Origin of the sequence: Wolbachia endosymbiont (group A) of Hylaeus communis (genome assembly GCF_947251915.1) — a bacterium.
GTDB lineage: Bacteria > Pseudomonadota > Alphaproteobacteria > Rickettsiales > Anaplasmataceae > Wolbachia > Wolbachia pipientis.
Genome location: NZ_OX366396.1, coordinates 72,177 through 91,965, shown reverse-complemented (window position 1 = coordinate 91,965; position 19,789 = coordinate 72,177). Strand labels below are relative to the sequence as shown.

Here is a 19,789-nt window from a genome sequence, read left to right as displayed (position 1 = left end):
TTTCTATTAACACATGAATCATTCACATTTAAAATCTATGGCAAACGCCATCCGTTTTTTATCAATTGATGCAGTACAAAAAGCAAACTCTGGACACCCAGGTATGCCACTTGGCATGGCAGATGTTGCAACTGTTTTGTTTGCTAAATATCTGAATCATAATCCTGATGATTCTAAATGGTTCAATAGAGATCGCTTTGTTTTATCAAACGGTCATGGGTCAATGTTACTATACTCAATATTATATTTGACAGGTTATATTAGCATAGATGAGCTAAAAAACTTCAGACAAATGGGATCCAAGACCCCAGGTCATCCAGAGTTCGGCTTGACTTCCTGGGTAGAGGCAACAACAGGCCCGCTCGGTCAGGGGTTTGCCGCTGCTGTTGGCATGGCACTTGCTGAATCAATCCTTAAAAAGCAATTCAGAATCAATCACTACACTTACGTGATGCTAGGGGATGGCTGTCTTATGGAAGGAATAAGCCATGAAGCAGCATCACTTGCTGGGCATCTTAAATTGAATAAGCTTATAGCTCTTTTTGATGATAATGATATTTCTATAGATGGCGCTACTTGCCTTTCCTGCTCTGATGATGTAGAGAAACGCTTCTTAGCGTATGGATGGAATGTTGACAAAATTGATGGCCATGATTTTGATGCCATATCCCTTGCAATAGAGCAAGCAAAAAAGTCTGATAAACCTACAATGATCTGCTGCAAAACTATTATCGGAAAATGTTCAAGCCGTGCTGGCACATCCTCTGTTCACAGTGGTGCTTTTTCGGAGGAAGACATCAAACAGATGAGAGAGAAATTAAACTGGAATTATGAACCATTTCATGTACCAGAAGATGTGAAAAACGCCTGGATGAAAACTGTTGAGAGAGCAAAACAAAATTACACGATGTCATTCCAGCGCGTGACCAGGAAAGAAGAAAAAGAATGGATCCCAGTGTCAAGCACTGGGATGACAAAAAGTGGAGCTGGGGTAACAGGATATCATGTAGAACTTCAAAGACGGTTAGATAAACATCTACCAGACAATATCGCTGGTGTTTTAGCTGACCTGAAGAAACAAATATGTGAGCTAATGCCAAACGAAGCTACTCGATCTTCTTTTGGTAGGGTAATGGAACTTTTAACACAACATATGCCGGAATTAATCGGCGGTTCTGCTGATCTTACCGGGTCAAATTGCACTAAATATAAGCACATGCAGGTAATAAATAGCAATAATTATAGTGGCTCTTATGTCCACTATGGAGTGAGAGAGCACGCTATGGCAGCATGTATGAATGGTATGGCACTTCACGGCGCGATTCTTCCTTATGGCGGCACTTTTTTGGTATTTTCCGACTATTGTCGTCCTGCTATACGTCTTTCAGCTCTGATGAAGCAGCAGGTTATGTATGTCATGACTCACGACTCAATTGGAGTGGGAGAAGATGGCCCAACTCATCAGCCAATAGAGCATTTAGCCTCTTTGCGTGCTATACCAAATCTATATGTTTTTAGGCCAGCCGATGCAGTTGAAACTCTGGAGTGTGTTAGCATTGCACTCGAAAAGAAAGAATCTCCAGCACTGTTTGCGCTCTCAAGGCAAAACGTAAGTTACATGCGCAAGTTCTACTCTGATATCGATCAATCTGCTAATTTATCGAAGTTTGGTGCATATATTTTGTGTGAATGTTCAAAAGAATTAAAAGTGACGATATTTGCTACGGGGTCCGAGGTTGAAATTGCAGTTGAAGCAAGGGAGAAATTGCAGGAAAAGGGTATAGGTACAAGGATTGTTTCTATGCCATGCTGGAGGCTTTTTGACGAGCAAAGCGATGAATATAAAGCGGCAATATTAAATAATGACAGCATTAAAGTTGCAATTGAAGCCGGAAGTGAAATGGGTTGGCATAAATACATAGGTTCAAACGGTATATTTATTGGCATGAAAAGCTTCGGAGAATCAGCACCTTATAAAACACTTTATGAGCATTTTAATATCAACGCTGATCATGTGGTAAAATGTGTGTGTGAGAAGTTAGGTTGCATTCAGTAAACCTCTTGCATAACCATATGAAAGCCCACTCTTCTTTGTCATTCCAGCGCGTGACGTTATTTCCATCCAAGATGGTGTCATTCCAGTGCTCCTTTTTTTGTCATCCCAGTGCGTGACACTGGGATCTAGCCTTTATTATTTGGTTGAAATTAAGTCTTCTGGATCCCAATGTCAGCTACTTTCATGACATCATCATAAAGTAAAATGAGATCCCAGATACTGTCTCTGCTGTCAAACAAATTATCCAACAAAATTACAATTAAATGGTTGATTATTTTTAAGAATACCAAAAAAGACATGCATTAATTTTCGCATTAACGCAAGAACTATGACTTTTGGACATTTGCCTTTACTTGCTAGACGCTGACAAAACTTTTGAAAATGATTATTATGGTTTTTGACTACTATAGCTGGCATATAAAGAGCTTTTCGAATACGCTCAGATCCTATTTTGCATATGCAACTTCTCTTACTTACTGACGATCCCGATTGATAATGTCCTGGATTTAGACCAGCAAAAGCTGTAAATTGTTTAGCATTGTCAAAGTTATCAACTGATGGCATTTCTGCGACAACAGCAACAGCAGTAAGATATCCTATACCTTTTATAGTCTTAAGGTTTTCCACCATATTTTTTAGATGTGGATAGTTATTTATATGCTCATTAATTTCTTTTTCGAGAACAATAATTTGCTCCTCTATTGCCAAAATTACTTTAGATATAGCTTCTTTGCAACTGGAATGCATATTTTTGTTTTCCAAGCGATTTGTCTGTTGCACCTTATCATCTTTTAGCGATTGCATGCAACGGTAAAGCTCCCTCAAATGCCTCATTTCAGGTGCAATGGGCTTCCAAAGAGCAGGTTTGTTGGCGATACAAAATCTAGCTATCATAGCTGCATCTGATTTATCTGTCTTATTTCTGAGCAGCTCACTTTTGCCAAAAGCTTTCTGGGTTTACTATACTGACATTATGTCCTAAATCGTGCATAAAAGTAGCCAAATCTTCTCCATACCAACTAGTTGCTTCAAGACATAAATGAGTAAGATTTGCTCCATGGCCATTGCACCAAACTACAAGTTTTGCAAAACCATCTTGATTATTTTGAAAGACTTTGTGTCGTTTTTTACTGTCCACTAACAAACATCAAATTTCTTTTTTGAAATATCCACACCCAAAATAGCATTTACTCCTAAGAAACTCACTCAACTAACTCTTCTTGTTGAACTAATATGTAGCCAAATTCGCTCGCTTTTTTGATCAAATTTTTTACAGTTCTATCTTTATAGCGTGTTTCATAGTATTCCATTCCTTTTTCTACATATTCCTGTCCGTATTTGAGCATACTATAAAATATGCATGCCATTTTTCTTGCAGTAGCTGTTATTGCTTTTGGTGCTCCTAGTCGTTTTTTCAATCTTCTGTAGTATGCACCCAACGCACTTTTACTATTTCCTACAGAATGAGCAGCTATTCGCAAAGCATTTGCAGCACGGTTAATGACTTTACGTGTTCTTGTGTTAAACACTTTTTCCCCTGTAACTTTATTAGCAGGACTGAGTCCCAACCACGATGAAAAGTGCTTTTCTGTTGGCCATTTACTATGGTTTATACCAACTTCTGAAATTATGGTTTGTATACTTAATACATCAAATCCAGGAATTTTAGTGAAATCCATACCAGTTATTCGGTGCAGTTCCTCATACAAAGCAAAGCTTGGCTTACTTTTGCTATTTTTATTCTTTTGCTTACTTAGCTGTTTGCTTTCACAAGACTTTGTTTCAAACGTTTTATAATAGGCTTCAATATTTCTATCACATTCTGCTATTTTTTCTTGATAAATATTATATAGTTCAAATTCTTGCTTTAGCGTGAATAAGTGTTCCTCTCTATAGTCACCAGCTAACGCTTTTGCAATAGTAGACTGATCATTTTTCATTCGCACGTCCCTGAATTCTGCCAATTTTTCAGAATCTCTTTCGCCTTCAATTATAGCTTCAATGATTTTCATACCAGTTATCCCAGTAATATGACTAATAACCTTGTGTAATTGTATATTCATTTGAATTAATGCCTTCTGCATACGCAGAATATGTGTAGATGCACTTTCAGTGAGATTTTTGCGTTGCCGCACGTAACTGCGCAATACACACATCTGATTATCTGGCCTAAACGATCCATGAAGCAGTCCGTAGCTATGCAGTTGTTGGAGCCATTGGCAATCTTGAACGTCAGACTTCCTACCAGGTACATTCTTTACATGCCGTGCATTTACCAATCTTACCTCGAATTTGTATGACTTAAGTATTTGAAATAAAGGAATCCAATATACTCCTGTTGATTCCATAGCTACTGTTGTAACTTTACACTTTTTCAACCACTGTGCTAAGTTATGAAGGTCTTCAGTAAAGCAGCCAAATTTCTGAACGCGTTGTTCATCTCTTCCTTCAGGTACACACACATAGTGTACAGCTGAACCAATGTCTATTCCTGCTGCATTAGGATTCACTATTTCTAATTTACTTTTTGCTTTTTTCATGGTAACTCCTACATATAATTTGTAATAGGGAAACGCTTCAGCTTGGAACGGTTGATAGTACAATCTCCTAACCGAGGTAGTCTAAATGACTCCATCAATGATTTGACCGTTCCTTCCAAAACCATGCTTGCATACGGGCACTTAGGCACCATTGAAAATGTCGGTCATAACTGCAAAGGCGCTCCCTGTACAACTATACTTGAAAACTACTAAAAACTTAAATTTGTGTGTTTCTTTCTGATTTGACAGATTTCGTCTGTTCGATGCTTGTAATTCTATTTATAGTTTTCTATGCATTTGATGCACACGCTGATGGAGCAACAGATGTAATGTGTAATGTAATAGGTTACGTTCATGGAATAGGTGGACCAATGATTACAGTGGTAATAATTGGTTCAAGCTTACTTGCAATATTTGGCAGAATGCCTTGGCCTGCACTTTTCGCACTGGGTATGTTTGTTGCTGTGTTTTTTGGTGCTCCTCAAATTGTAACAAAGGTATAGCTCTTTCCATAAAAGTCCGGATGTGATAGGATAAGGGTAGATGATGATAAGGAGGTTGAATGCCAGCAGCATATAGTTATGATTTAAGAAAAAAAGCAATGGAAGCGCTAGACGAAGGAGAAAGCAGAGAAACAGTGGCAGCAAGATTTAAGATTGGACGAACTACTTTATGGGAGTGGCAGCAAAGAAGAAAAGAAACAGGAGACTTTCAATCAAAAAAACTTGGAAATGGGGGTTACAATCACAAAATTACCGACTGGGATACCTTTGCCAAATTTGCCAGAGAACACGGAGGAAAGACTCTATCGGAAATGGCTAAACTTTGGAACAACGTTAGTATCCAAACGATCTATCGAGCCCTTAAAAAAATTGAATTTACGCGCAAAAAAAGACATATGGATACAAGGAAAGAAACGAAGAAAAACGTGCTGAATTTTTGAAAATTATAGCGACAAAAGAACCTAAAAACTTAGTGTATATAGATGAGTCTGGCATTGATAACACCGAAGACTACCCCTACGGATATTGCCAGAAAGGACAGCGGTTTTATGCCTTAAAATCTGGAAAGAAAACTCAACGAATCAGTATGGTTGCAGCCTTAAGTGGAAGAAAGATAGTTGTTCCGTTAACCTTTGAAGGCCACTGTAATATGGATGTTTTTAATGGATGGTTTGAGCAATTTTTGACACCGATCTTGGAACCTGGACAGACTGTCATTCTTGACAATGCTACTTTTCATAAGTCTGATAAGATTATCGAGCTTGCTAAAGGGGTTGGTGCAGAAATTTTGTATCTGCCGCCTTATTCTCCAGATTTCAACAAAATTGAGCATCATTGGTTTGCTATAAAAAACAGAGCCAGGAAAAACATTCCTCTATTCGAATCCTTTCGTCGTGCTGTTGATTCTGCCTTCCTATGACCTGTTCGGACTATTATGAGAAATGCTATAAGAGGTTGTCCGGAAACAAGTAAAAGGCTATAATATCTGAAATTTTAGTACGGGGTAAAGATGAGAAAAAAGTATCCAACAGATCTAAGCGAAAGGGAATGGGCAAGAATAGAAAAACACTTCAGAGTATCATACAAGAAAGGAGGAAGGCCGCCAAAGTATAGCAAAAGAGAAATATTAGAAGCAATTTTCTATGTATTGCGTACAGGGTGTCAATGGCGGTATTTACCAAATGATTTTCCGCTATGGAAGACTGTGTATGAGCAGTTCAGGCAATGGAAGAAGCAGGGAATTTTTGAGAAAATGAATTATGAAATTACAAAATATAGTAGAAGAAAAATAGGAAGGAATGAGCAGCCGAGTGCCTGTATAGTAGATAGTCAATCTGTAAAGACTACAGAAAAGGGGGGATCAAAGGCTATGATGGAAGTAAAAAAGTAAAGGGTAGAAAAAGGCATATAATTACAGACACTCAGGGTTTTATACTAGGTTGTTACGTAGGCGCTGCTAACGAAAATGATAGAGATGGTATTAAAATAGCATTAAACAATATGAGAACAAAATATACTAAAGTTAAAAAAATGTGGGCTGACATGGGATACCAAGGAAGAAATTTAAAGAATCACATAAAGGAAGAATATGACATAGATATTGAAATTGTTAAAAGGCCTACATGTAGATTTTGGGTGCACAAAGATACGCCACCTGAGCTACTACCAACAAGAGAACAAGGGTTTAAAGTACAGCCAAGAAGATGGGTTGTAGAAAGGACTTTTGCTTGGGTTAATAGGAATAGAAGGCTATCGAAGGAGTATGATTTACTCACAACATCCACTGAGAATTTCATATACCTAGCTATGAGTAGGGTTATGTTAAAGAGGGAATATGCTTGAATTTACTTGTTTCCGGACAACCTCTAACAGAAAAAGAAGTTTGTTGTCTTTTTAAAGGTCAAACCTTGGAGAATGGAAAGTGTGTTGCTGCTCCTGGATATGAACGTGTAGGTACAGGTTATGCTTGTCGTTCCGGTTGGGCGCTAACTAATAAAGGCTACTGTATAAAAGCTGGCCAAGATCCTTCAAAGTATTGGAAGTGAAAATGGTGCTTTTATAGAGTTAAATCTAACAAACCGCAGAGTATATAATTAACATCCACGCCTTTAGTTAGATTCCACTCACGCTTTATTACGTTGTACTCCATGCCAGCCATGTTTTGCAGCGTTACATTATTTTCTCTTAAGTGATTTGCAATTTCTGACGGCTTGAGAAATTTATTCCAGTTATGTGTACCTTTTGGCAGCCAATTTAATATGTACTCTGCACCAATTATTGCAAGGCAGAAGGATTTGATAGTTCTATTTATTGTGGATATAAATATCAGCCCATTCGGTTTTAGCAGTTCTATCGCTTTTTTCATGAAAAGCTCTAAATTATCCACATGTTCAACTACTTCCATCAACAGAACCACGTCGTACTTCTTGTCATTGCTTAGCTCTTCAATGCTGGTGTGTATATATTCTATATTTAACCCTACTTTTTTTGCATGTGAATGCGCTACTTTTATGTTTTCTTCACATACATCTATTCCCACAACGTTAATGCCAACGCGTGCCATTGACTCTGACAAAATGCCACCACCGCATCCAACATCAAGCAATGATAATTCTTTCAAATTGCATTTTTTTAACTCTTTTATTTTCTCAATAATGTAAGATACTCTAACAGGATTCATTATGTGCAATGGTTTGAATTTGCCGTTCTCATCCCACCACTGGCCTGCCATTTTAGCGAATTTTGATATTTCATCTTCGTTATAAGTTTTTGTTTTTTTTTTCTTAGAGGTTATATTGCTGAGTTTATCAAGGCGTTTTTTATGTCTGCTTTCTTTTGAAAATTCTGTTTCGAGGAATTGTTTGACTATGTCTTTTGCTAATCCACTCGCAGTAAACCCTGCACCAAGACACAGTACATTTGCGTTGCCATGCTCGCGAGCTAATTTTGCGATCTCAACACTGTTACATAAAGCAGCGTAGATTCCTTCAAAACGATTTGCCACAGTACTCATGCCCAAACCTGTACCACAAATTAATATCCCATAATTTGCTTTTTTGCTTGTTATATCTTCTACAACTTTAACAGCATAGTTTGGGTAATCTACACACTTTTGCTTAGCAGTGCAGCCTTGATCTACTACTCTGTAACCTAGGGCTTCCAGGTAAGGTTTTATTTCTGATTTTAATTCATAACCAGCATGATCTGAGGCAATTGATACTACATCTAACATATAAGAAATAAGGACATTTTATATGGGTTTGAACTTTCTGTCAAGTCATTCAATGCTTCTGACCTTTTGGGAGTTCTAAAGCTATAGCTAAGGTTTTCCTACGTCATACCGCAATTCATTCCACAACTGTACGAACATTGTGATTTGAGAATAATCTCCGCCAGGAAGGGTGTCATCCCAGTGCTTTGGCACTGAGATCCAGAAAACTTAATTTTAAATAAGTACACCAGATAGCTGTATAATAAGAGCTGGATTCCAGTGTCAAGCACTGGAATGACACCTTCTGTATAAATATTAAGAAATTTACCAAACGAAAAAAAAGGCAAAAGAAGCCCCGTGGTTGGCTAATTACTTACATTATACTTTCAAGTATGGCGTTTTTTTATTCTAAACACTTAATAACCGCGATTTAGCTGCTTTTAAGCCGCAACTAATCTAAATTATAAACGTTAAGAAATTTACTAAACAGAAAAAAAGGTAAAAGAAACCCTAGGGTAGCTAGTTATTCACTATCCATTTTTTAAGTTGGCGTTTTTTAATGTTTTAAATGCTTTATAAGCGTATTTTAGCTTGTGTAGGTCAAAACCCGGAAATTTGATAAAGACATAAGGTGCACATAGTGCAAAAAATTAAACATGAGACGCCAGATACGTTGAGTTTTTTTGTCATTTAATCTGTACAGAGAAGATAAATAAATAGCTTCAGTTTCATGATAAGGGCGCTGGCGAGGTTTGTCAAGGAAGTTTTTTGTTTCTGTGGGCTACCTGGATGACAGGATTGCTCATGGTGCGCCAAGAAGTGCTTGGAGAACAGTTGGTGAAAATCCAACACAAACAAAGTCTAGCCAAAAGTTTGGAACAGACCACTATGTTGCATGAGGTAACGAGTGTAATAGAGCTAGTGGGATGGACAATGCAGGGCACAACGGAAGTGAAGGAGTGGAGTCCCGAAATACCTGAAGACATAGAGGTCGACATGTTCATGGCCATGGAAGACAGCATGAAGGATAACGTAAAGGCAAGTTATCACTCACTCTATCGGGATCTGAGACCGTGCCATGTATTGAAATGGACTTCAAGTGAACTTGGGAGATCCCATGCATTCCTATTAAGGTACGTTGGAACAAGTCAACAAAGGCAAGAACTAGCGGAAGATGCAGGGGAAGTCGGACTGATTGATAGTACTCAGAATGTGGGAAAGCCACGTACAAGGGGAAGCGATCAGCAATATAGTAACTGGAATAGGGATTGCTATGCCAATACAACGGAGGTAGGAATAACATGCGATATAAACTAAACCAGATAGCAGTAAGAGCAAAGCAAGATAAGCGACTAAAATTCACATCGTTAGTCCATCTGATAAATACAGAGAATCTTGCGAGATGTTATAAAGAACTGAAGCGTAACAAGGCTTGTGGAGTAGACCAGATAACAGTGGAATCATACGGAGAAAATCTGAATGAGAAACTCGAAGTGCTAGTAGAAAGTATGAAGAGGAAGCAATATCAACCACAACCAGTAAAGAGGGTATATATACCGAAAGCTGGAAGTAAAGAGAAACGCGGACTCGGAATACCATCGACCGAGGATAAATTAGTACAGATTATGCTGAAGAAGATATTAGAAAATATTTACGAGGCAAACTTTCTGGACAGCTCATATGGATTTCGACCTGGAAGAAACTGTCATCAAGCGGTAAATGCACTAGATAAAGCAGTTAAGTACAAGCCAATAAACTACATTGTAGAAGTGGATATCAAGAAGTTCTACGATAATATACAGCATAAATGGCTAATGAGGTGTCTAAGGGAACGAATAACTGACCCAAATTTGCTGTGGTTAGTAAAGCGGTTTCTCAAGGCAGGGATAGTCGAAGCTGGAAATTATGAAGCAACAAAACAAGGTACACCACAAGGCGGTATAGTAAGTCCTGTATTAGCAAATATATACTTACATTATGTGTTGGATTTATGGATAGAAAAGAAATTTAAATCAAGATCCAGAGGATATATACAACAAATAAGGTTTTGCGATGATTTTGTGGTTTGTTGCGAAAGTAAGGTAGACGCGGAAGAATTTCTGGAATTACTGAAACAAAGGCTAAATAAATTTGGGTTGGAAGTATCTGAAAACAAGACCAGAGTAGTAAAGTTTGGCAAGAGGGAGTGGCAACGAGCGATAAGAGAGAAACGAAGGACGGAAAGTTTCAATTTTCTGGGGTTTACGCACTATGGTGCAAAAAGTCGTCGTGGTAGATTAATGATGGGACATAAAACCTCTAAGTTAAATCTAGCCAGAAAACTAAAAGAAATCAAGGAGTGGTTGAAAATAGTCCGCGGAAGTATTCGACTTAAAGATTGGTGGCAAGTACTGAAGGCTAAATTAACAGGACACTATAATTACTTTGGTATTAGCGGAAATTATTGGTGTTTGAAACAATTTTACACATCAGTAAGAAAGCTAGCATTTAAATGGATAAATCGGCGTAGTCAGAAAAAGAGTATGACCTGGGAACAGTTTGTACACTACGTAGAAGTAAATCCATTACCAAAGCCAAAAATACATTTTTCTTTATATGCATAAGAGGGACGACTGTGAAAACTAATATTGATGAGCCGTGTGCGGGAAATCTGCAAGCACGGTTCTTTAGGGGGAGTTGTAGTAATAAAACTCAAACGAGAGGAGTAAAGCTACAGCTTCTACCGAACTCAAAAATCGAAGAATTTCGTTCTTTTATGCACGAAATAAACGTTGATGCATTTGTGTTGCATACTAAAGATGAATATTTAAATGAGTATTCAGAGGAGCTAACAAAGCTGTGTGGCTTCACAGGAACAAATGGGCTGCTCATTGTTACAAAAAACAACAAGTGCCCATTTTTTACAGATGGACGCTATATCACACAAGCTCGCAATCAGCTCGATCGGGGCAATTTTCAAGTATATAATATACAAGAAGAGGATCCACGCGAATGGATAAAAGCAAACTTAACATCGACTGCCTCACTAGGTTATTATTTGCAATATTTTACCATAGAAGATATAAGAAAGTATGAGAATATCTGTAAATTAATACCCTGTTTAGCTGGAAAAAAAAGTGACTATCGAAAACAAGCAGTGGTTTTACATTCTATTGAATATGCTGGTGAAAGTAGTAAGGACAAATGTGAAAAAGTCGCTAAAAGTATAGATAAAGAAGCTGAAGCAGTGCTTTTAACTGATCCAAATTCAATTTCATGGTTATTAAATTTAAGAAATGAAAATGCTAAATATACTCCATGTATATTGGGCCGTGCTATATTGTATAAAAGCGGTAATGTTGATTTGTTTATTCAAGATAAAGAACATTCAACTATAGAAGCAAATTTAGGCAACCATATAAATATTTTTGATATTAGTGGGCTAGAAAATTCGCTGCACAAGCTAAATTCAATAGTTATAGATCCAAACACAACTCCAATGAGTATCATGGCTGTAATAAAAGATAAACAGGTAGCTGAAAGAGAGGATCCTTGTTTAATTCATAAAGCAGTAAAAAATCAAACTGAAATAGCTGGGGCTATAAATGCGCACATCAGAGATGGAGTGGCAGTTACAAACTTTCTACATTGGCTTGAAAATAATGTTGGTACAGAGCTTGAAGCTGAAGAGAAACTCTTAGAATACAGAAAAGAGCAGAATTTGTTTAAGCAACTAAGTTTTCCAACAATTTCAGCATTTAATGAGAATGGAGCAATAATTCACTATCGTGCAAGCAGTAAGACGAATAAAGTAATTCAGAAAGATGGACTGTATTTGATTGACTCTGGTGGCCAGTACCTTGACGGCACAACTGATGTGACAAGAACTGTAGTAGTTGGTAATCCGACCAATGAGCAAATAACCCACTATACAATAGTACTCAAAGCTCACATTGCTATAGCAAGTGTCGTCTTTCCCCCCGGCACTACTGGTGGAGAATTGGATATATTGGCACGTACGCATTTATGGAAATTTGGAATGGACTATATGCATGGTACAGGGCATGGAGTAGGAAGTTACCTATCAGTACACGAAGGACCACAAGCAATATCAAAGGGAAATAAAGTGAAACTCACGCCAGGCATGATACTATCCAACGAACCTGGCTATTACATTCCGGGAGAGTATGGAATAAGAATTGAAAATCTGATATATGTCGACAGACAAGAAGACGGCTTCTTAAACTTTAAACAACTGACCTCTATTCCATATGATAGAAGACTAATAAATGTGCAAATGCTTACTAAGGATGAAATTGAATGGATAAATGGCTACCATCAATTTGTCTATAAAAACTTAGAAAATAGCGTCAAAGATAAGGGGTGGTTAAAGAAAGTATGTGACTCTTTATAAGCAAAGGAGCATTTTTTGTTGTTTAAAAAGTATTAATGCAATTGTGATGAGTATTTTGTATTGTTTTTAATTTAAAAACAATATATAATAGAAAATCGATATTTTCAAGTAGGTGTAATTATGACAGGTAAAGTGCAAGAAGATGAATTTATGAAGCAGTATATGGATACTTGCAAAGAGCAAATAGAAAAATTAGCCAAGGATCCTGAATTGCTTAATCAGACTTTAAAACCATTTATGCAAATGTCTCAGCAGCTTATGGCTGGCGGTATGTTAGAAGGGGCTATGCCCAACATGATATCTGATTTGGGTAGTATGGATATCAACAAGATGATTGCTCAGATGAAGAAAATGATTGACTACATAAGAGGTAACTATAAGGAACTAATGAAAGAGCACAGCTCGCAGATTCAAGAGCTTGATGAATCCAGTAAAAAGCTAAGAGGCTTAGTTAAAAAATTGATAGAAAAGATCGAAAGTAAATAAATAACATCTGGATTTCTGTCATTCTATATACAACTTTCTAGTTGGACGGTAAGTCGAGGTCAATTATTGATGTCATGAAAGTAGCTGACACTGGTTCCTTTATGACGGCAGTGCCCAGAGGTGTCATCCCAGTACTTGACACTGGGATCCAGTTCTTATTACCTGGTGTAAAGTTAAGTTTCCTGGATTCCAGTGTCAAGCACTGGAATGATAGCAATCCTACGTCATACCGCGATTCATTCGCGGTATCTTAGTATAGATTCCGCTAACAAGTAGCGGAATGACGGTTTTTCAAATCGTCGATGAACCTAAGTCACTTTAGCTATAGTATCGGGAACGTAATTGCACATTGGTTTTACAAATTTGAAAATTAGTGTTAGATAAAAATATAAACGCAAAAGGAAAAAAAATGATTGAACTTAGAGGTCCAGAAATTTGTGCAGGCGGAAATAAGAAAAATTTGATTGTTTTTTTACATGGTTGGGGCTCAAGTGGCGATAATTTCATTCACCTTGCTAAAGTTATGAGCAAGTTTTTACTGGGTTCATATTTTGCAGTACCCAATGCTCCGTTTGAAAGAGAAATAGGTGATGGTTATCAGTGGTTCAGCTTGGAAGATCGTAGTGAGGAAGCGCTATATAATGGAGTAAAAAATGCTACATCAATTGTAAATCATTTCATTGATACAAAATTAAAGGAGCTTAATTTAAAAGATACGCAACTTTCTTTAGTTGGATTTTCTCAAGGAGCAATGCTTGCAATACATACAGCTCTCACCCGCTCTCAATCCTGTGCATCAGTTGTTGCATACTCTGGTAGATTTCTTTCACCTTCAAAAACTGCACCAGAGATCAAGTCAAAACCTAACATATGTGTTATCCATGGTGATGCTGACGACGTGGTACCTTTTTCGTCTCTCGACTTAGCGGTTAAAGCTCTGAAAGAAAATGGAGTAAATGTTGAAGGACACCCAATTCATGCATTAGGGCATATTATTAATGAAGAGGGAATAAAATTAGGAGTAGAATTTATCAAGAAGAATTTTAAAAATTAATTTTCATGCACTTGTTTTGCTTTGGTTATGGATATGTAGCTAAATTTTTATCGAAAAAATTACTGAACTTAGGTTGGAAAGTCAGTGGCACATCAAGAAGTAAAAATATACAAGATGTAATCCTCTTTAATTATGAGAAAGTTAGTCAAGATCTGCTTAAAAGCGCAACGCACGTTTTAATTTCTATTCCTCCAGATGGCGATGATGTTGTGGAGAGATACGGTGATTGCCTGCAAAATGTAAAATGGCTTGGTTATTTGTCTGCAACTAGCGTCTATGGTGATCACTCTGGTAATTGGGTGAATGAGGAATCTGAAACAAAACCTATAGAAATCAGAGGAGAAAAACGCCTTAAATCTGAAAGGAAGTGGCTAAATAGCAAACTGCCTGTACATATTTTTCGTTTAGCTGGAATATACGGTCCTGGTAGGAACGTGTTAATTGACTTGCAGCTTGGCAAAGCAAGAAATATGAAAAAAGAAGGGCATTTTTTTTCTCGTATTCACGTTGAAGATATATCGAATATTCTATTTTCTTCCATGCAAAACATAAAACCTGGTGAAATATACAATTGTGCAGACGATTTACCCACTACACAATCTGAAGTGGTAATATATGCGACCAAACTTCTCAATGTTAGCCCTCCAGAACCAATTGAGTTACCAGATTATGCACAGAGTTTTTATTTAGGATCAAAAAAAGTAAGTAATGTTAAAATTAAAAAAGATCTTAATGTCTCTCTAATTTATCCTAACTACAAGGTGGGATTAGAGAGTTTGCACGTAAACAAAACTGAAATCACATCAGAATGATAGATAGGCTTATTGTCACTGCCATTAAGTTAAGGAAAGAATGGTTAAAAACTGAACTAAAAAGTCAGAAATAATTAAGGATTTATGACAAATGCTGAAACAGAATAGAGTAAACTTTAAAGCAGATAAACTCTGAAGTGTAAATTACTTAAGAAATAGTGACCTTACCCAGAAAAAGTGGAGAGAAAGAAAGGAGTTTTTTCGGGTAAAATAAAATTTTGGAGGATTAGAAATGGCAAGAGAATATACGGCAGAATTCAAATTGGAAGCTGTTAAGCTGGCAAATGAACAAAGAAAGGTAGGTCAACCAGTTGCAAAAGTAGCAAGAGATCTAGGAATAAGGGATAGTGTATTAGGAAAATGGATGAAGAAATATAACGAAAAAAAGTCAGCGGCAAATGCATTTCCAGGTAGAGGTAACATGGCTCCTTACGACAAAGAGAGGTTTGATTTACAAAGCAAGAGTAACAAGGGAAAGAGACATTTAAAAAAAAGCCCTGGCCAGTCAAAAAGAGTAAAATATTTTTTTATAAAAGAGCATATTAGAGGTTGTCCGGAAACAAGTAAATTCAAGCATATTCCCTCTTTAACATAACCCTACTCATAGCTAGGTATATGAAATTCTCAGTGGATGTTGTGAGTAAATCATACTCCTTCGATAGCCTTCTATTCCTATTAACCCAAGCAAAAGTCCTTTCTACAACCCATCTTCTTGGCTGTACTTTAAACCCTTGTTCTCTTGTTGGTAGTAGCTCAGGTGGCGTATCTTTGTGCACCCAAAATCTACATGTAGGCCTTTTAACAATTTCAATATCTATGTCATATTCTTCCTTTATGTGATTCTTTAAATTTCTTCCTTGGTATCCCATGTCAGCCCACATTTTTTTAACTTTAGTATATTTTGTTCTCATATTGTTTAATGCTATTTTAATACCATCTCTATCATTTTCGTTAGCAGCGCCTACGTAACAACCTAGTATAAAACCCTGAGTGTCTGTAATTATATGCCTTTTTCTACCCTTTACTTTTTTACTTCCATCATAGCCTTTGATCCCCCCTTTTCTGTAGTCTTTACAGATTGACTATCTACTATACAGGCACTCGGCTGCTCATTCCTTCCTATTTTTCTTCTACTATATTTTGTAATTTCATAATTCATTTTCTCAAAAATTCCCTGCTTCTTCCATTGCCTGAACTGCTCATACACAGTCTTCCATAGCGGAAAATCATTTGGTAAATACCGCCATTGACACCCTGTACGCAATACATAGAAAATTGCTTCTAATATTTCTCTTTTGCTATACTTTGGCGGCCTTCCTCCTTTCTTGTATGATACTCTGAAGTGTTTTTCTATTCTTGCCCATTCCCTTTCGCTTAGATCTGTTGGATACTTTTTTCTCATCTTTACCCCGTACTAAAATTTCAGATATTATAGCCTTTTACTTGTTTCCGGACAACCTCTTAGAGCTCTTTCCATAAAAGTCCGGATGTGATAGGATAAGGGTAGATGATGATAAGGAGGTTGAATGCCAGCAGCATATAGTTATGATTTAAGAAAAAAAGCAATGGAAGCGCTAGACGAAGGAGAAAGCAGAGAAACAGTGGCAGCAAGATTTAAGATTGGACGAACTACTTTATGGGAGTGGCAGCAAAGAAGAAAAGAAACAGGAGACTTTCAATCAAAAAAACTTGGAAATGGGGGTTACAATCACAAAATTACCGACTGGGATACCTTTGCCAAATTTGCCAGAGAACACGGAGGAAAGACTCTATCGGAAATGGCTAAACTTTGGAACAACGTTAGTATCCAAACGATCTATCGAGCCCTTAAAAAAATTGAATTTACGCGCAAAAAAAGACATATGGATACAAGGAAAGAAACGAAGAAAAACGTGCTGAATTTTTGAAAATTATAGCGACAAAAGAACCTAAAAACTTAGTGTATATAGATGAGTCTGGCATTGATAACACCGAAGACTACCCCTACGGATATTGCCAGAAAGGACAGCGGTTTTATGCCTTAAAATCTGGAAAGAAAACTCAACGAATCAGTATGGTTGCAGCCTTAAGTGGAAGAAAGATAGTTGTTCCGTTAACCTTTGAAGGCCACTGTAATATGGATGTTTTTAATGGATGGTTTGAGCAATTTTTGACACCGATCTTGGAACCATACGCGTCAAGTTAAGAGATTGTGAGCAAATTTAGAGAGGTTAAAGTGGATACTCTAGCCCTTCTACGTTTGTCTTTTAATGAAAATCGCGACCAAGTTATAGTGAGTTTTTTAAGAAATGCTTTTAAACTATTAATTTTGGTTAATACTAAAAATAACTCTCTAACCCGCCTTTTTAGCTCAATAAATGCCTTTGTTAAGCTAAGTTCTGTATTCTTTTTCACTTCTGTGCAAACAACTATGCCGTGAAATATAAGAATTGCGCACAATTTAGCATATAGTTCACATAATACTCTGCATGGCTTTCCTTTTAGCTTATCAAGTCTGATATGGCTTTTATACAATTTAAATAATAACTCAATTTGCCACCTTACTCTGTAAATCGTTAATACTTGCTCAGCACTAATTTTATTTTCTGGAACATTAGTTATAAATATTGACCAGTTCAACAATTTTTGATTTCTTTTAGAGGATGTATATCCCTGCGATCTTGCTAATCTATTAGCTTTCCTTCTTCTGGCTATAGACTGTTCTTCAGTTAGTTTCTGACATATAATTCTTACTCTAATTTTTGCTTCTTTTCCTAACAATACCTCGTTTTCTAAAAATAACTTATCCTCTAAACATTCTAATAACTCCATTTTTTGATTTGTTTCTACATCATATACGTTGGTATCGGATTTATAACGACTTATGAAATAAGCTCCTATTTCATTGATTTGTTTAAAAGAACTTGGCACAAAATAACCGAGATCAGATATTAGCAAATCATTGCTTGATATATTACTTAAATGTTTCCTATATCCCTGGTCTGATCTTATTCCCTCCGTTAAATTAAGTTGGTCTATTATCTGATTCATGTAATCGAAAACTAATTGTAACTTTATTCCAGACTTAGTATTGCTTTCATAGCCACTGTAGCTAGTACCATAACCTTTATACATCTCTTCCATACTGTTAGGTAGAGTAATATAGCTACTGTCCAATAATTTAACACTATTAAATTGCTGTAAGATTTTGCAATCAACTTGCAAGATATTTTTAAAGAGAACCACAGATTCATTATACATCCTTTTCATAAATTCCACTGCTTCTTCAGTAAATCTAAAATCCAAACCTTGTTTTGTTATATCTATCGAGTCCTCGTTTAGTAATTGACACATTGTTTCTACGCTACAATTATCAACTCCTATATTACCCAAGACCATGGCTTTTACGAATGATGAACCTTTTAGCTTTCTCTTTCTTTTTATAAACCTTGTTGTAATTGAGATTTTCTCTGCTTTTTCATTAAAAAATTCTTTGAGCTTTTTTGATAAGCAAGTTATTTTATTCATTGGTTCTCTCACTAAAAGTATATCTGGGAGAACTTATACCTTATTATTCTATCTCTTTCATACCTTTATTTCCTTAACTTGACGCGTATGGTCAAGAATGACAATGCTACTTTTCATAAGTCTGATAAGATTATCGAGCTTGCTAAAGGGGTTGGTGCAGAAATTTTGTATCTGCCGCCTTATTCTCCAGATTTCAACAAAATTGAGCATCATTGGTTTGCTATAAAAAACAGAGCCAGGAAAAACATTCCTCTATTCGAATCCTTTCGTCGTGCTGTTGATTCTGCCTTCCTATGACCTGTTCGGACTATTATGAGAAATGCTATATGTGTCACGCTACTTGGATGACACCGTTGAAAGAAATGAACCGCCTTTTCAAAATTGTTTTGAATAGAGGAATAACATTCACAAGTAAAATTTCATATTACCATTTTTTAATTTATGTATTATAATAAGCTTAATTTATAAGAAAAACAAAGTTGGAAGAACTAAGCAAAAACTGGGTGATAAGAACGGGAAGATTTTTATCTTCATTGTTTTTTTTACTGTTGATTGCGCTATCAATACGTAGTTTTTTATTCGAGCCATTTCATATACCTTCTGGTTCAATGAAAAGCACCCTACTTGAAGGGGATTACATTTTTACTAGTAAATATTCATACGGTTACAGTAAACACTCCTTTCCATTTTCTCCAAACATTTTTAGCGGCAGGATTTTTTACACCCCTCCAAAGCGTGGCGACATAGTAGTTTTCAAACCCACAAGAAATGACAGCATCAGGTTTGTTAAGCGAGTAATAGGAACACCAGGTGACAAAGTGCAAATGATAGAGGGAGAATTATACCTAAATGATCAGAAAGTAGAGCGAAGGCAAATTGAAAGTTTTTTTGATTATGAGTCAAATCGTAACATACCAAGATATATAGAAACGCTTTTAAGTGGCAAGGAACATGAGATTTTGGTAGATGACATTTCTAATAAGCTATCATATAATACTCCGGTTTATTATGTACCTAACGATCAATTTTTTGTTATGGGAGACAATAGAAATAATTCTTTAGATAGTAGGTTTCCTGAAGTTGGTTTTGTACCAATGGAAAATATCATTGGGCGTGTAAGCATAGTTGGTTTATCGTTTAAATTGGGAAAGGTCGATTGGTTACCATTTAATTTCAGATTACCTGTTGCTTTGAGATTAAATAGGGTATTGCACAAGGTTGTGTAAG

At 36.6% G+C, this 19,789-nt stretch carries 16 protein-coding genes and 4 pseudogenes; 15 read left to right on the top strand and 5 right to left on the bottom strand.

From position 1 onward, the window contains the following. Window positions 1-13: 13 nt before the first annotated feature. Complete coding sequence (gene tkt / locus OPR52_RS00470; RefSeq protein WP_265038231.1) at window positions 14-2,056, top strand: transketolase; 2,043 nt, start codon at window positions 14-16, stop codon at window positions 2,054-2,056. Window positions 2,057-2,296: 240 nt separating this feature from the next. Here the strand turns inward: tkt and OPR52_RS07800 are convergent. Together OPR52_RS07800 and OPR52_RS00455 are read right to left on the bottom strand one after the other, a co-directional pair. Next, window positions 2,297-3,262, bottom strand: a pseudogene (locus OPR52_RS07800) (IS110 family transposase). Next, window positions 3,259-4,596: an IS110 family RNA-guided transposase gene (locus OPR52_RS00455; protein ID WP_265037784.1), complete on the bottom strand. Its 1,338-nt coding sequence runs from the start codon at window positions 4,594-4,596 to the stop codon at window positions 3,259-3,261. The pseudogene OPR52_RS07800 and the gene OPR52_RS00455 overlap by 4 nt, the downstream one beginning before the upstream one ends. A gap of 263 nt (window positions 4,597-4,859) precedes the next feature. On the opposite strand from OPR52_RS00455, the gene OPR52_RS00450 reads away from it, so the two are divergent. The 4 genes from OPR52_RS00450 (at window position 4,860) to OPR52_RS00435 (ending at window position 7,144) form a co-directional block, all read left to right on the top strand. Further along, complete coding sequence (locus OPR52_RS00450; protein WP_265038229.1) at window positions 4,860-5,099, top strand: TrbC/VirB2 family protein; 240 nt, start codon at window positions 4,860-4,862, stop codon at window positions 5,097-5,099. A 59-nt stretch (window positions 5,100-5,158) separates the two neighbouring features. Further along, a protein-coding gene (locus OPR52_RS00445) for an IS630 family transposase (protein ID WP_265037751.1) occupies window positions 5,159-6,018 on the top strand; the annotation gives its coding sequence in 2 pieces (ribosomal slippage) (window positions 5,159-5,483 and window positions 5,483-6,018; 861 coding nt in all). Between the two features lie 90 nt (window positions 6,019-6,108). Further along, window positions 6,109-6,941 (top strand): IS5-like element ISWpi1 family transposase gene (locus OPR52_RS00440; RefSeq protein ID WP_265037890.1). Its coding sequence is split into 2 segments (ribosomal slippage): window positions 6,109-6,478 and window positions 6,478-6,941, totalling 834 coding nucleotides; the frame shifts between segments, so codons are not numbered across the junction. Beyond that, on the top strand, window positions 6,938-7,144 hold the full coding sequence (locus tag OPR52_RS00435; protein ID WP_265038227.1) for a hypothetical protein: 207 nt from the start codon (window positions 6,938-6,940) through the stop codon (window positions 7,142-7,144). The genes OPR52_RS00440 and OPR52_RS00435 overlap by 4 nt, the downstream gene beginning before the upstream one ends. Before the next feature lie 11 nt (window positions 7,145-7,155). On the opposite strand, the gene ubiG is transcribed toward OPR52_RS00435, so the two are convergent. Beyond that, entirely contained in the window at window positions 7,156-8,331 is a 1,176-nt protein-coding gene (ubiG, locus tag OPR52_RS00430) for a bifunctional 2-polyprenyl-6-hydroxyphenol methylase/3-demethylubiquinol 3-O-methyltransferase UbiG (RefSeq protein ID WP_264723381.1), read from the bottom strand. An 867-nt stretch (window positions 8,332-9,198) separates the two neighbouring features. On the opposite strand from ubiG, the gene OPR52_RS00425 reads away from it, so the two are divergent. The 7 genes from OPR52_RS00425 (at window position 9,199) to OPR52_RS00395 (ending at window position 15,650) form a co-directional block, all read left to right on the top strand. Next, window positions 9,199-9,627, top strand: a complete 429-nt coding sequence (locus tag OPR52_RS00425) for a hypothetical protein (RefSeq protein ID WP_264722787.1) — start codon at window positions 9,199-9,201, stop codon at window positions 9,625-9,627. Further along, the gene (ltrA, locus tag OPR52_RS00420; RefSeq protein WP_265037833.1) at window positions 9,612-10,913 is read left to right on the top strand and encodes a group II intron reverse transcriptase/maturase; all 1,302 of its coding nucleotides are present in this window, start codon (window positions 9,612-9,614) and stop codon (window positions 10,911-10,913) included. Before OPR52_RS00425 ends, ltrA begins: the two co-directional genes overlap by 16 nt. A 152-nt stretch (window positions 10,914-11,065) precedes the next feature. Further along, window positions 11,066-12,703 (top strand): aminopeptidase P family protein, encoded by a 1,638-nt coding sequence (locus OPR52_RS00415; RefSeq protein WP_264723482.1) that lies wholly within the window; start codon window positions 11,066-11,068, stop codon window positions 12,701-12,703. A gap of 120 nt (window positions 12,704-12,823) precedes the next feature. Beyond that, on the top strand, window positions 12,824-13,189 hold the full coding sequence (locus OPR52_RS00410; RefSeq protein ID WP_265038224.1) for a hypothetical protein: 366 nt from the start codon (window positions 12,824-12,826) through the stop codon (window positions 13,187-13,189). Between the two features lie 409 nt (window positions 13,190-13,598). Next, a complete protein-coding gene (locus OPR52_RS00405; RefSeq protein WP_006280463.1) occupies window positions 13,599-14,243 on the top strand; it encodes an alpha/beta hydrolase in 645 nt (214 codons plus the stop codon). A 5-nt stretch (window positions 14,244-14,248) separates the two neighbouring features. Next, window positions 14,249-15,055, top strand: coding sequence for an SDR family oxidoreductase (locus OPR52_RS00400; protein WP_264723180.1), 807 nt, complete (start codon window positions 14,249-14,251; stop codon window positions 15,053-15,055). 232 nt (window positions 15,056-15,287) lie between these two features. Next, window positions 15,288-15,650, top strand: coding sequence for a transposase (locus OPR52_RS00395; RefSeq protein ID WP_265038116.1), 363 nt, complete (start codon window positions 15,288-15,290; stop codon window positions 15,648-15,650). On the opposite strand, the pseudogene OPR52_RS00390 reads toward OPR52_RS00395, so the two are convergent. Beyond that, window positions 15,625-16,457: pseudogene (locus OPR52_RS00390) on the bottom strand (IS5 family transposase). The gene OPR52_RS00395 and the pseudogene OPR52_RS00390 sit on opposite strands and share 26 nt — an antisense overlap. A 124-nt stretch (window positions 16,458-16,581) precedes the next feature. Between OPR52_RS00390 and OPR52_RS00385 the strand changes: the two are divergent. After that, window positions 16,582-17,225, top strand: a pseudogene (locus tag OPR52_RS00385) (IS630 family transposase); the annotation flags it as partial. Window positions 17,226-17,236: 11 nt separating this feature from the next. On the opposite strand, the gene OPR52_RS00380 reads toward OPR52_RS00385, so the two are convergent. Then, entirely contained in the window at window positions 17,237-18,562 is a 1,326-nt protein-coding gene (locus tag OPR52_RS00380; protein WP_265037763.1) for an IS4 family transposase, read from the bottom strand. A gap of 99 nt (window positions 18,563-18,661) precedes the next feature. Here OPR52_RS00380 and OPR52_RS00375 point away from each other — a divergent pair. Next, window positions 18,662-18,859 (top strand): annotated as a pseudogene (locus OPR52_RS00375) (transposase); the annotation flags it as partial. Window positions 18,860-19,041: 182 nt separating this feature from the next. Then, a complete protein-coding gene (lepB, locus tag OPR52_RS00370; protein ID WP_010962911.1) occupies window positions 19,042-19,788 on the top strand; it encodes a signal peptidase I in 747 nt (248 codons plus the stop codon). Window position 19,789 lies beyond the last annotated feature (1 nt).

Excerpts from the sequence above, each read along its gene's own strand:
- OPR52_RS00405 (WP_006280463.1), top strand. The coding sequence starts at position 13,599 with ATGATTGAACTTAGAGGTCCAGAAATTTGTGCAGGCGGAAATAAGAAA.
- OPR52_RS00455 (WP_265037784.1), bottom strand. The coding sequence starts at position 4,596 with ATGAAAAAAGCAAAAAGTAAATTAGAAATAGTGAATCCTAATGCAGCA.
- OPR52_RS00450 (WP_265038229.1), top strand. The coding sequence starts at position 4,860 with ATGCTTGTAATTCTATTTATAGTTTTCTATGCATTTGATGCACACGCT.
- OPR52_RS00400 (WP_264723180.1), top strand. The coding sequence starts at position 14,249 with ATGCACTTGTTTTGCTTTGGTTATGGATATGTAGCTAAATTTTTATCG.
- OPR52_RS00395 (WP_265038116.1), top strand. The coding sequence starts at position 15,288 with ATGGCAAGAGAATATACGGCAGAATTCAAATTGGAAGCTGTTAAGCTG.
- OPR52_RS00415 (WP_264723482.1), top strand. The coding sequence starts at position 11,066 with ATGCACGAAATAAACGTTGATGCATTTGTGTTGCATACTAAAGATGAA.
- OPR52_RS00425 (WP_264722787.1), top strand. The coding sequence starts at position 9,199 with ATGTTGCATGAGGTAACGAGTGTAATAGAGCTAGTGGGATGGACAATG.
- OPR52_RS00380 (WP_265037763.1), bottom strand. The coding sequence starts at position 18,562 with ATGAATAAAATAACTTGCTTATCAAAAAAGCTCAAAGAATTTTTTAAT.
- ubiG (WP_264723381.1), bottom strand. The coding sequence starts at position 8,331 with ATGTTAGATGTAGTATCAATTGCCTCAGATCATGCTGGTTATGAATTA.
- OPR52_RS00410 (WP_265038224.1), top strand. The coding sequence starts at position 12,824 with ATGACAGGTAAAGTGCAAGAAGATGAATTTATGAAGCAGTATATGGAT.
- ltrA (WP_265037833.1), top strand. The coding sequence starts at position 9,612 with ATGCGATATAAACTAAACCAGATAGCAGTAAGAGCAAAGCAAGATAAG.
- tkt (WP_265038231.1), top strand. The coding sequence starts at position 14 with ATGAATCATTCACATTTAAAATCTATGGCAAACGCCATCCGTTTTTTA.